At 42.7% G+C, this 12,248-nt stretch carries 13 protein-coding genes and 1 riboswitch; of the genes, 2 read left to right on the forward strand and 11 right to left on the reverse strand.

The window, feature by feature from the left end:
• Positions 1 to 132 precede the first annotated feature (132 nt).
• Positions 133 to 468, forward strand: coding sequence for a hypothetical protein (locus tag NYE58_RS19605; protein ID WP_076184379.1), 336 nt, complete (start codon positions 133 to 135; stop codon positions 466 to 468).
• A gap of 64 nt (positions 469 to 532) precedes the next feature.
• Here NYE58_RS19605 and murB read toward each other — a convergent pair whose 3' ends face one another.
• The 10 genes from murB to NYE58_RS19655 all read right to left on the reverse strand — a co-directional run bounded on the left by murB (position 533) and on the right by NYE58_RS19655 (position 11,550).
• Positions 533 to 1,444, reverse strand: a complete 912-nt coding sequence (gene murB, locus NYE58_RS19610) for a UDP-N-acetylmuramate dehydrogenase (RefSeq protein ID WP_341002778.1) — start codon at positions 1,442 to 1,444, stop codon at positions 533 to 535.
• A 150-nt stretch (positions 1,445 to 1,594) separates the two neighbouring features.
• Positions 1,595 to 2,395 carry an ABC transporter ATP-binding protein gene (locus tag NYE58_RS19615; RefSeq protein ID WP_036687549.1) on the reverse strand — a complete coding sequence of 267 codons (801 nt, stop codon included), beginning with the start codon at positions 2,393 to 2,395 and terminating at the stop codon, positions 1,595 to 1,597.
• 55 nt (positions 2,396 to 2,450) lie between these two features.
• On the reverse strand, positions 2,451 to 3,485 hold the full coding sequence (locus tag NYE58_RS19620) for a FecCD family ABC transporter permease (protein WP_076126695.1): 1,035 nt from the start codon (positions 3,483 to 3,485) through the stop codon (positions 2,451 to 2,453).
• Positions 3,485 to 4,540: a FecCD family ABC transporter permease gene (locus tag NYE58_RS19625; RefSeq protein ID WP_076217749.1), complete on the reverse strand. Its 1,056-nt coding sequence runs from the start codon at positions 4,538 to 4,540 to the stop codon at positions 3,485 to 3,487. The genes NYE58_RS19620 and NYE58_RS19625 overlap by 1 nt, the downstream gene beginning before the upstream one ends.
• A 220-nt stretch (positions 4,541 to 4,760) precedes the next feature.
• Positions 4,761 to 5,768 carry an iron-hydroxamate ABC transporter substrate-binding protein gene (locus tag NYE58_RS19630; protein ID WP_341002780.1) on the reverse strand — a complete coding sequence of 336 codons (1,008 nt, stop codon included), beginning with the start codon at positions 5,766 to 5,768 and terminating at the stop codon, positions 4,761 to 4,763.
• Positions 5,769 to 5,971: 203 nt separating this feature from the next.
• On the reverse strand, positions 5,972 to 7,789 hold the full coding sequence (locus tag NYE58_RS19635; protein ID WP_076126699.1) for an APC family permease: 1,818 nt from the start codon (positions 7,787 to 7,789) through the stop codon (positions 5,972 to 5,974).
• A gap of 124 nt (positions 7,790 to 7,913) precedes the next feature.
• Positions 7,914 to 8,073: riboswitch (cyclic di-AMP (ydaO/yuaA leader) on the reverse strand.
• Positions 8,074 to 8,267: 194 nt separating this feature from the next.
• On the reverse strand, positions 8,268 to 8,732 hold the full coding sequence (locus NYE58_RS19640) for a disulfide oxidoreductase (RefSeq protein WP_076126701.1): 465 nt from the start codon (positions 8,730 to 8,732) through the stop codon (positions 8,268 to 8,270).
• Complete coding sequence (locus NYE58_RS19645) at positions 8,729 to 9,445, reverse strand: DsbA family protein (RefSeq protein ID WP_076217766.1); 717 nt, start codon at positions 9,443 to 9,445, stop codon at positions 8,729 to 8,731. Before NYE58_RS19645 ends, NYE58_RS19640 begins: the two co-directional genes overlap by 4 nt.
• Positions 9,446 to 9,642: 197 nt before the next feature.
• Positions 9,643 to 10,959: a hemolysin family protein gene (locus NYE58_RS19650; protein WP_036687555.1), complete on the reverse strand. Its 1,317-nt coding sequence runs from the start codon at positions 10,957 to 10,959 to the stop codon at positions 9,643 to 9,645.
• A gap of 348 nt (positions 10,960 to 11,307) precedes the next feature.
• Positions 11,308 to 11,550 carry a DUF7667 family protein gene (locus NYE58_RS19655; RefSeq protein WP_341002783.1) on the reverse strand — a complete coding sequence of 81 codons (243 nt, stop codon included), beginning with the start codon at positions 11,548 to 11,550 and terminating at the stop codon, positions 11,308 to 11,310.
• Positions 11,551 to 11,678: 128 nt separating this feature from the next.
• Here NYE58_RS19655 and NYE58_RS19660 point away from each other — a divergent pair, with 128 nt between their 5' ends.
• Complete coding sequence (locus NYE58_RS19660; RefSeq protein ID WP_341002785.1) at positions 11,679 to 11,900, forward strand: helix-turn-helix domain-containing protein; 222 nt, start codon at positions 11,679 to 11,681, stop codon at positions 11,898 to 11,900.
• 18 nt (positions 11,901 to 11,918) lie between these two features.
• Here NYE58_RS19660 and NYE58_RS19665 read toward each other — a convergent pair whose 3' ends face one another.
• Complete coding sequence (locus tag NYE58_RS19665) at positions 11,919 to 12,245, reverse strand: YolD-like family protein (protein ID WP_076143583.1); 327 nt, start codon at positions 12,243 to 12,245, stop codon at positions 11,919 to 11,921.
• Positions 12,246 to 12,248 lie beyond the last annotated feature (3 nt).

Below are 12,248 nucleotides of genomic sequence, written 5' to 3' on the forward strand. Positions count from 1 at the left end.
GATCGCGGATTTCTTTTTAATCACATGAACTATTCATATGGTTAATTAAGATGTGGCAAAAAAAAGGATTCAAATCCTAAGAAAGGGGTAACTTATTCATAATAATCTTCGAGCTAAGGGTGGGAGCATTTTATGGAACAAAGTATACAGCAGCTTATGGATTGGCTTAACAATCATTTGAATGAAACAATCGCTATTGAAAAGAAAGAACTTCGTGATCTGGATAAAGTTCATTTCAATTTAGAGGCCGTAGATTTCCGCAGTGCAGACGACGTAATTGATGAATATCTTGGAAGTGCACTGATATTAAGAGGTTTCGGCAGCACACTTAACGCCGATGGTGAACTGGTATCCCTGCCACAATCCACTTATGATTTAGCTGTTGAAGGTCTTCAAATCGTAGACTTAGCCGACCGCAAGGCAGAAATAACTACGGACAGAGCTAATTACACCCTTTCAGTAGATTAAACGAACATGATTATGATAAGCAAAAAGAGCCCACAGCGATCTGCGGGCTCTTTTTGCTTATCATTTATTCTTCTCCAATGATCTCCACTTCAGTTTCCAGCTCTACACCGAATTTATCCTTCACAGTCGCTCTTACATGGTGGATTAGCCCGATGTAATCACTGGCTGTTGCATTATCTGCATTCACAATAAATCCCGCATGCTTCTTGGATACCTCAGCACCGCCGATTCTTGTACCCTGTAAGCCGCTCTCTTGAATTAACTGACCTGCAAAACGGCCTGGAGGCCGCTTAAACACACTCCCACAGGATGGATACTCAAGCGGTTGCTTCGATTCACGTAAATAAGTTAGTTCATCCATTTTTGCCTTGATCGTTAAAACATCACCGGAAGTCATAGCAAATTTGGCCTCAAGTACAATATACTCACCGCTTGCGAATACACTTTTTCTGTATCCCCATTGCAGCTCATCTCCTTGCAGAGTTACCAATTGCCCGTTCTTATTTATAGCTAGTGCACTATGCAGGACATCTTTGATCTCACCGCCATAAGCACCTGCGTTCATATAGAGCGCTCCACCAACTGTTCCTGGAATGCCACAGGCGAACTCAAGACCCGTAAGCTCCTTATCAAGCGCATATCTGGAAACATCAATTATTTTGGCACCACATTGCGCATATAAGAGATTGTCGCGAATTCCCATTTCGGTCAGTCCTGCCGTTTGCAGAACGATTCCACGTACCCCTCCATCACGGATAATCACATTGGAGCCATTCCCAAGTACCGTAAGGGTTATCCCATTTTGTTCTGCATATGTAACAATCTTTTGAATTTCATCATAAGTAGCTGGTGCAGCCAAAATATCAGCTTTGCCGCCCATTTTAGTGTACACGTGATCTTTTAAATTCTCATTACTTTTCACTATTCCTGCAGTCATTAGCTGCTCTAGATCATCTTGAATTTTGTCAATATTCATGTTTTCATGCTCCTTTAACCATGTATAAATGATGGTCCTTGATCTATTTTAAAGAGTTATTATGAAATTGTAGGCAACCACAACTGTAACAACGAACAGGCTCCCTTGTCAATGACGGGAGCCTGTTCGTTGTATGATTTTAGATGATAATTACACAGCTTTATAGGCAGCAAGCTCGTAAGGAAGACACAGTGGCACACCCGTACGTGGATCCGGAACGATATCCGCTTCAATTCCAAACACTTCCCGCAATACATCTGGTGTCATAACCTCAGTAGGTGAGCCTTCGCTAACCACAGTACCGGACTTAATCGCTACCATATGCTGCGCATAACGAGTAGCATGATTCAAATCATGCACGACCATGATAATGGTACGGCCTTCTTCCTCATTCAGCTTTTGCAAAAGTTGAAGAACTTCGAGCTGATGCGCCATATCTAGGAACGTTGTAGGCTCGTCAAGGAATAAAATATCTGTTTCTTGAGCCAACGCCATAGCGATCCAAGCGCGTTGACGTTGTCCACCAGAGAGACGGTCAATAGGGCGATCATGAAAAGATTCCATGCCCGTAACAGAGATGGCGTTGGAGATGATGTTGCGATCCTCTGCGGTCATCGTGCCAAATCCCTTTTGATGAGGGAAACGACCGTAGCTAACCAGCTCAGATACCGTCAGACCGTCAGGAGCTGTTGGGTTCTGCGGTAGAATCGCCAGCTGACGAGCAACCTCTTTAGTTGAAAAGTTATGGATCGATTTGCCGTCCAGCATTACGGTGCCACTCTTCGGCTTCATAATCCGGGCCATCGTTTTGAGGATTGTAGATTTACCGGAGCCGTTAGCGCCCACTAGTGCGGTGATTTTCCCCGTAGGGATAGACAAGTTCAATCCCTTAACTATAGTAGCCTCAGCATACCCAATACTTAATTCTTCTGTATTCAAACGTTCTGACATGATCTACAACTCCCTTAAAAGTTTTATGGAGCTAAGCTCCTAAGTATGAACTAATTTACGCTTTCGACTTGGCGAGTAAATATAAAAAGTAAGGTGCGCCAATAATCGCAACCACAATGCCAGTAGGAACTTCGGCAGGTTGCAATACCCATCTACCAATGGTATCAGCGGTAATCATAAGAAGCGCCCCTGTCAAAGCACTAGCAGGTAATAACACCTGATGACGGGGTCCCACCAGCCTGCGAGCCAGGTGTGGTGCTATCAGGCCGACGAAGCCAATACCTCCGCTTACCGCGACGCAGGAGCCGGCAAGCGCTACGGCTGTTACCAGAAGGAGAATACGTTCCTTCTCCACACGCATTCCTAGACCTAATGAAGTATGGTCCCCTAGATTCAATACATTTAGAACCCGGGCTTTATAGAAGGCGAACGGTAACAGAATCGCGATCCAAGGCAGCAAAGCAAGGACGAATCTCCAATCCCCACCCCATATTTTCCCGGCGATCCAAGTAGCTACAAATTGATAATTATTAGGATCAAGCCTAAGTGCCAATACAAGCTGGCAAGCATTGATTCCTGCAGCGACCGCAATCCCGATAAGGATCAGCCTTGTAGGAGACAGACCATCTGCCTTCCGGTAGGCAAGAATATAGATTAAAGCTGCGGTCAGGCCAGCCCCACCAAGTGCTAGGAGAGGCAAGACAAATACCGGAGCTGCTGTTGTAGCCGGAAAAAACGAGATAAAAATGATTACCGCAAAACCTGCACCAGCACTTATGCCCAGCGTAGCCGGTTCAGCGAGTGCATTACGTGCGAGACTTTGTAGAATACAGCCCGATACTGCAAAGCCCGCTCCAACTAACAATGAAATTACGATGCGGGGTAATCTGAAATCAAATAAAATAAGCTTTTGCTGATGTGTTCCATCACCCATGAGTGTATGTAATACCTCTAGTGGGGATAGACGCATAAACCCTGTATTCATACTGACTATAAACACAACGACGATCAGTATAGCAAGGAGTGATAACACCGTTAGGGCGCGTGTGCGGCGTTCTTTTTCATCTGGAGTAAGGGTTAATTTGGGCATTACAGCTCCCCCTTCCGCTTACTCGCTAAATAAATAAAGAACGGTACGCCGATGATGGCAATTAAGGCTCCTAGCGGTGTCTCATACGGTGCATTTATCATTCTTGCGGCAATATCTGCAAAGATAATCAATAAGCTCCCTAGAACTGCCGAGCAAGGGATAATCCAGCGGTAGTCCACTCCAACGAAATAACGTGTAACATGTGGAATAATTAGTCCTATAAAAGCAATCGGGCCAACCGTTGAAACCGCACTTCCAGCTAAGATAACCACAACAATCATACATGCCAATTGAACTAACCTTGTCCGCTGCCCCAGGCCAACCGCAACTTCTCTTCCTAAGCTGAGCAATGTGACGGATCGTGATAACATCATCGCTGCAATTAAGGCTACGGCCACCCAAGGGAATATAATCTTGATCTGAGTCCAGCTAGCTCCACCCATCCCACCAGCTAACCAGAAGGCTATGTCCTGAGATAAGTTGAAAAGAATAGCTACTCCCTGACTAATAGCAACCAATAAAGCACTAACTGCCGAACCTGCTAATGTCAATCGCAAGGGGGTCAGGCCATTAAAAGAAAGCGAACCGATTCCGAATACGATAAAAGAGGCCACAGCGGCACCGATAAAGCAATACAACATTAGTGAAGTGAATGAGAGTGAGGGTGCAAAAGCAAATACTATGGCCAGCGCTACCCCTGCTCCTGCATTCAAGCCTAACAGCCCTGAATCCGCAAGCGGGTTTCTTGTCATCCCCTGCATGATAGCCCCTGCTACTGCGAAGCAAGCACCGACTAAGGCGCCAGCAATAGCACGTGGAAATCGCAGTTCTCTAATCACCTGATGTTTTTGTAAATCTGGATTGAAATGAAATATAGCTTCCCATACCGTAGCTAACTTGATATCTGCCGCACCCACTGAGACCGAAAGTGCCAATCCGAAGGCAATGGCAGCAAGTCCAAAAATAAGAATACCAATGGCAGCTGCCGGTCGGGTATGTAGAGCTTTTTTGGGTTCATTTTTAATACGATTTGCGAAATCTGAGGGTGAAACCATGAGTCGTCTCCTTATTCAATAGTTACAATGGTTTATATGATAACAACAATCATTCTCATTATCGCAAAAATATTTATGTTGTACAATTGCAGGAACGATTTTTCCGTACTATGGGATTGGTTTATAAAAAAATGGTGCAGATCTTTGTATCCCGAGATACTTGATCTGCACGCCCTTCCCCACCGAAATGATCAGTCTCATTCATGGTGAATTACGACTTTTATTTCACAAGACTTTTTAGCACATCGTCAATGATTTTGCTGCCAGCGTTCGCCCCACTGTAAAGCCAACTGCTTGTTGAGCTCATTTCATGCACATTTCCAGCTTTTACAGCTGGGATGCCCTTCCAGATTGCACTATCTAGGATCTCCGAACCCTCAGTCTTATCACTATTTACAAGGAAAATATGATCTGCGGTCAGCTCAGAAAGCTTCTCTAGTGAGATCGGATTCCAAGTTGCTCTTGTTCCTACTGGGATCTCTGTTACTAAGTTAGGCAGCGTTACGCCAAGGTCTGTATATAATACAGCTCCACTGCTGCGGGTTTCGTCTACAATATAGAAGTTTTTTTGCACCAACCATAAAATAGCCGCGGACTCTTGTCCAATAGCTCCTGCAAGCTGTTCTTTCGCAGCCGCTGCTTTAACATCATAATCTTTAATGGCTTTTTCTGCTTCAGGGGTTTTGTTCAAAATCTCACCCATCTTGAGCAACGATTTGCGCCAATCTTGATTTAGTTCATCCCCAATTACATAAGTGGGTGCAATCTTAATCAACTGATCGTAAATCCCGTTCTGAACAGAAGACTCCGATGGGATGATAATAAGATCCGGAGCAAAGCTGGTTACAGCCTCTAACGGAAGGTCGTAACTAATTGTAGGAACATCCTTCAATTCAGTGGCCAGATAATCCTGAACGCCATTTGTAACTGACCATTGAGCTACTGGAGTTACACCCAGAGTTACCAAAGAGTCTTCTAAATATGAACCCAGAACGCGTTGTGGATTAGCCGGAATCGTTACTTTATGACCCATTGCATCTGTTAACGTCTTAGGTGCAGCAGGTGCCTCTGTAGATTCTGCTGTAGGCGCTGTTGTAGGCGCTGTTCCTGCATTTGATGAGCTTTCAGCATTATTATTACCACAAGCGGAAAGTATTAGCGTCATCACTATTAGTCCGCTCATCGTCACTTTCATGCTTCCTGATCTTTTTCTGTTAAGCCAAAACATTAAAAACCCTCCTATATGTAACTGCTTTGATATTCAAAGGTGACCTTTACCTCTGCTTCACTTTTAAATGATATTGATTCTCATTCTCTGTGTCAACATATAAATTTCAAATTCTGTGGATTTGCAACAATTTCCTTCATATAAAATACAAAAGAGGTTATATTCCGAACGTTCCGGATATAACCTCATCTTTAATCTTCTACTTATTTATTTAAATGATACGGGACAGTCGCTACTACAACGTCTTTTTGATTCATTAGATACGAGCGGATTAAAAAGCTGGTCTGATTATGAAGCACGGCTTGCCACCAATGTTTGGTAATAAACTGTGGAATCAGAATCGTGATGTGATCCGTCGCAGCGGTCTTCCACTCTACCGTATCGATAAACTTCACTAACGGACGAATGATACTACGATATCTGGAACGAAGTACAATCAGGCGTACACCTGGATTCCATTCCTCCCACCGTTGCTCCATCTTATGAATGTCTTCTTCATCAAAGCCTACATACACAGCAACAACATTATCTGTTAGAGACTTCGCATAGCTGATGGAATGTAATACAGCACGTGTAACCCCTGCAACAGGAACAACTACAGTACTTCCTTTAATTACAGGTTTATCCGTAGCCGGACATATACGCAGTTGATCCGCAGTGTTCAAATAATGCTTATGAATACGGTGGAACACGAACATTACAGCAGGTAAGAAAATGAATGCCATCCATACGCTCGAGAATTTAGTAATGATAAATATAAGCGTAATCGTCAATGTAGTCAGCATACCGATGGTATTTACTACAAATCTTTTCACCCATCCAGCGGGTCTTGTTTTGATCCAATGCACCATCATCCCCAGTTGGGATAAGGTAAAAGGAATGAACACGCCAACCGCATATAGTGGAATCAAACCTTCCGTATTCCCATGGAATGCAGTCACAAGTATGATAGACATAACTCCTAGAAAAATAATGCCGTTTGAGAAACCCAGGCGGTCACCACGGACCATAAATGCATGTGGCAGATATTTATCTTTTGCAAACATAAAGGCGAGCAGCGGAAACGCTGAATATGCTGTATTAGCTGCCAAGAACAAAATCACTGCTGTAATCCCTTGAATGAAAAAGTACAATCCGCCACGGCCAAAGGTCGATTCAGCGATCTGAGAGACAACCGTAGCCTTTTCATCTGGCACAATACCATACCAATACGCCAGCACAGTGATTCCGGTAAACATAAAGCCAAGGATAAGTCCCATGATCATTAGCGTCTTGGCTGCATTCTTCTCAGCCGGTGCTTTAAAGTTTGGGATCGCATTAGATACGGCCTCAACCCCCGTTAGGGCTGAACAACCAGAGCTAAACGCTTTTAATAGTAGAAACAAACTTACATTAGATACGGCGCTGCCTATTTCAGGAACATTCGCATGCGCGCCACCCATTGCATATTTAACGATACCGGAGATAATCAGAACAACAATCGAAACCACAAACAAATACACTGGAATTGCGATAAATGAAGCCGATTCAGTCACTCCGCGAAGATTAATGATTGTTAATAAAACGATAACAGATACAGCGATGAGAACAGTATGATTATGAAGACTTGGAAAAGCCGATGTGATCGCATCCGTCCCTGCCGAGGCACTAACCGCTACGGTAAGAATGTAATCCACCAATAATGAACCCCCAGCGAGCAGCCCTGTCGGAATACCAAGATTACTCTTGGCTACGATATAAGCTCCGCCTCCTTGCGGATAAGCAAAAATCGTCTGCCGATAGGATAAAATCAGGATGGCCAGCAGGCCCAATACGGCTAATGCAATTGGCAGGGAATACCAGATGGCAGTAAACCCGGCAGCCACTAGTACAATCAGAATTTGTTCCGTTCCGTAGGCTACAGACGAGAGCGCATCAGAAGACAGAACAGCCAGTGCTTTAACCTTGGATAACTTTTCATGATCGAGTTCATTCGACTTCATCGGACGTCCGATCAATAGTCGTTTTACCTTGCTTACCATGGTGGATACAGTTCCTTTCTTTGGGAGCTGAAACGGAATTTCCGTGCGCTGTTTTCATCGGTGGATTTCATAAATGCAGACACAAAAATAAGCATACGGAAATGATCCGCATGCTTATGCATGGTCATTTTCCCACCTTGCTTACGAGGTTAGCTGGCGGATTCGGGCTGTGGTTATAGCCCTACGGTAGAGATCTGTTCGACCCGGTTCCGATTCACCCCATTGGCATGAATGCCAAGTTTGGTTCCCCCGTTTTTCCTAAGAAAATTCAGCGCATATTCAACTTCTCACAAGGTCTAATATTAGTCTACAAAGTGCCTACAGTAAAGCGTTGAAAAAAATGAAAAAAGAATGAAAAAACATCCAATAAGCTCAAATATAGCGTCTTATTGGATGCTCTCTTTCATTATCTTCAATTATCCCTCTAGCCCGTGATTTTAATACCTTTTCAGCTTTTTTGTAACTTCCAAAGTAAAAACTAAAATCCTAAGCTCTCCTCAGCATCTACTTCAATCACTTCTTCTTCCCTACGTCCATACCAAAGAAGGAGACTTATTAGAGCAAACGCTATTAAAGCTAACAAAGGAATCGTTATAAATCCGAAGTAGTTCAAGTAATCTTTATTACAAGGAACACCAACTGTACAAGGTAGAACTTTACTTAACGCTGGAATCTTCTGTTCCGCATAATGATAGATTGAGATACTGCCACCAATCAAACTTAATGGAAGCACATAAGGAATGATGCGCTTATCTCCACGGAAAGTGGCAATTCCCAACAAAAATAACTGCGGATACATAAAAATCCGCTGAAACCAGCAAAGCTTACAAGGTTCATACTTCAAGACTTCACTTAAATACAAGCTACCAGCTACAGCAACCAAAGAGACGAACCAGGCCAGATAGAGGCAGTTACGCTTGCAAAAAGATAGGAATTTTGTCACTTTGCCTCCACTGCTTTTGCGGCGGTGTTAATTTCAGATGTAATCGCTTCAATATCGAAAGGTTCAGCCGTTTTCACTCCATTAATGTAGAGCGAAGGCGTAGTTGTCACGCCTGCGTCAGTTGCCAACTGAATGTCTTTCTTCAGCTCATCTGCATAAGTTTTCTCTTGGATGTCTTTACGCAACAGATCGTAATCGATCGCTAATTTATCTTTTTCAGCAAGGCTTACCAAGAAATCCTCAGTGGCCCATTCCACGCTCTCATCCCCTTGCTGCGCATACACAGCATCATAGAACTTCCAGAATTCATCCTTATTCTGATGGTATACAGACAATGCAGCTAGTGAAGCTGTCTCAGAGTCAGGACCAACGAAAGCCATATTTACAAAGTAAAGAGCTGCTTTTCCCTCGTTGACAAAATCTTGAACAATTTTCGGTTTCATGGAGCCAGCAAATTGGGAACAAGCTGGACATTTGAAATCACCAAATTCAACAAGCTTAACAGGTGCATCCTCATTACCAATCCTAGGTAGCTCACTGTAATTGAATTCTACCGGTTCTCCTGTAGAGACATTCTTTGCTGCATCTTTCGAAGCTAACATAAACAATCCAACAAAAATGATAACTACTACAGCTATTGAACTAATAACTAAAATTCTCGTTTTCTGCTTCTGTTGCTCCTGTTCTACCCGTCGTTTCTCTTGTTTGCTCAACTGGGGAACATTTGGACTTTTTTTAGGTTTACTCAAGGAGAATTCCTTTCTGTCCTCTAGGGACTAATGTAGTTTTTATCATATACATTTAAAATTATATAATTATTAATCTCTTTTTGGCAAACAGTATGGTCAAAAAAAACAGCGTGACTCCAAAAGGAGAAACGCTGCTCTTATTTTAAAAATATATAATTCCATTAAGCTCCAGCTTCTTCATTCAATAACTGTAACCGCAATAGCTTAATTCGAGAAATTCGCTTATTCTCAGTCTCTTCTACAATAAATAGATGATCATCAAATTCTACGGATTGCCCTTTTTGAGGTGGATTAACCTCCAATTTAGAATACAGCCAGCCGCCTATCGTATCGTAATCCTCAGTCTCCATATGAAGACCTAAAAGATCATTAATCTCTTCAATAAGCATCAAACCGTCAATGGAGTGTTCATCCTCGCCAAGCTTCTCAACACCGGGACGTTCCTCATCAAATTCATCCTGAATTTCTCCAACAATTTCCTCCATGATATCTTCCAGTGTCACCATTCCTGAAGTACCCCCATACTCATCGATCAATATGGCGATTTGTGTCTTCGCACGCTGCATAACTTTCAGCAAAGCGCTAATCTGAATGGATTCCGGCACGGTCAATATTGGACGAATTAATTTCTGATAACTTTGTGGACGATCCTTAATTAAGTCCTTTATATGGATGAAGCCTAAAATATGATCCTTATCACCGTCACAGACGGGATAACGTGTCCTCATGCCATCATAGGCAATCTCAAGGTTCTCCTCAGCAGAAACATGATTATTCAGACAGATCATCTCTGTCCGCGGAATCATGATCTCCCGAGCCATGGTATCCACAAATTCAAAAATATTGTCAACTAACGCCATTTCAGTATTATCTATAAAGCCGCTTTTGTTACTTTCCTGCATGATAATACGAATTTCTTCTTCCGTATGCGCCGTTCCCAGCTCTGAAGCCGGGGCTAATCGGAAAATTTGCAGTAAACCACGCGCCAGCCCATTAACGATCCATATCACTGGATACATGATTTTGTAAAATACATTCATCGGTCCTGCTGTTAGTAAAAGGACAGATTCAGCCTTGTTAACAGCAATGGTCTTAGGTGCAAGCTCACCTAATACGATATGCAAGATAGTAATGAACATAAGAGCAATAACCAAAGATACAACATTAACAGCAGTTTCTCCTAAACCTATGCTTCCTAATAAAGGCCCGATAAGATTAGCTATAGCTGGTTGACCCAGCCACCCTAATGCAAGCGAAGCCAATGTAATGCCGAGCTGACAGGCTGAGAGATAGCCATCCAGGTTGCTGACAATGCTTTTTGCATTAAAAGCTTTTTTACTACCTTCTTCAATCAGGGTATCAATTCTACCACTTCGTACTTTCACCATTGCATATTCGACTGAAACAAAAAATCCGTTTAACAATACCAACAAAATAATAAGACCAACATGTAATATACCGGGTAAAGGGTCGCTCAATTTATACTCCTATCCACCATTTTCCGTACATGGATGGATAGGCCCACCTCCTTCGTTTTTTCAGAGTATTGGCAAAAAGCTTGCCGTTTGTTCCTTTCAGTATCAATTTCCCAATGGTTTCATCTCCAGTCTAGAATCACGTTTTTGAATATATACTTTATTATATTATTACATAGCCCATAAAAACAGGTCAAAACCAGTGTAAAAATATGATCTATTTTTACTGCTCATGGACACATACCTCTTAATAGTAGAAATAGGTACAAACTAACGAAAAGAGATTATGTGATTTTCCCGTGATTTTATCGAGTGATTTTTTGTTATAAACGTGTTTCTTCTATATATATGTTAATTCTTTGGAACCCGTCCCGTCAACCGGAGCACCTCCAGCTTACGTTGAAGATCCAATTGCCACTCATGATCATTCGTAGCGCTCGCCAGTCTGGATTGATTATCGATCATCAGACAGTCCCAACAATACCTAGCGTTCTCCCGTAAGCAGTACTGCAGCTCCTTGGCTTCTTCGAGTGTGAGAGGTCCGGTCATATTAATATGAAAGATCTCTGCCAAGCGTAAATGTACCGATAACATATGAATCACTCTCCTGTATCATCTTTCTAATACATCATATGCCAGTGTATCAGAAAGATGATACGAACATGAGGATATTGATACATTTATTTATGTGATGTATACTTTTGGAAAAAGGAGGCTTGTCCGTGATCAAGAATAACGTCAAGGACATCATGGACCGGCAGAATAAAGGGATTCGAGGAACTGCGAGGGAGGCGGGGTTAGCCATTAACACTGTATCGGGGCTATACCATAATACGTCCAAGCGTGTGGATTTTGAAACGCTGGAGAAGCTCTGTAAGCACCTAAAGGTCAGCACCGGAGAACTCATTGAATACATAGAAGACGAAGAAACCCCGTCAGCATAATCGCTGATGGGGTTTTAATTATGTAGTAACCCGAATTACATTGTCGATCTTAATCCAATTATAATCATTCTCCATTTTGAACTTGATCTGTCGCAGTTGTCGATCAACAGCTAACACAACACCTCTTACATTAATATCCTGCCCTGGCTCAAACAGAGTTATTGTTATCTGCTCATTGTATCTCTTGGAATAAGTAAACAAATGATCAATCAGTTCCCACTCTTGCGCATCGAGTACTGGCTTACTGCGCAGGCTCTGTGCTCTTTCATCACTGATGATGCGTATTTTGTGCTCAGGTAGCATCATTCTGCTACAGTCCCAAATGCTTTCTAGTTTTTTCACCATGAT

This window comes from Paenibacillus sp. FSL L8-0708 (genome assembly GCF_038009325.1).
Classification (GTDB): Bacteria; Bacillota; Bacilli; order Paenibacillales; family Paenibacillaceae; genus Paenibacillus_AQ; species Paenibacillus_AQ odorifer.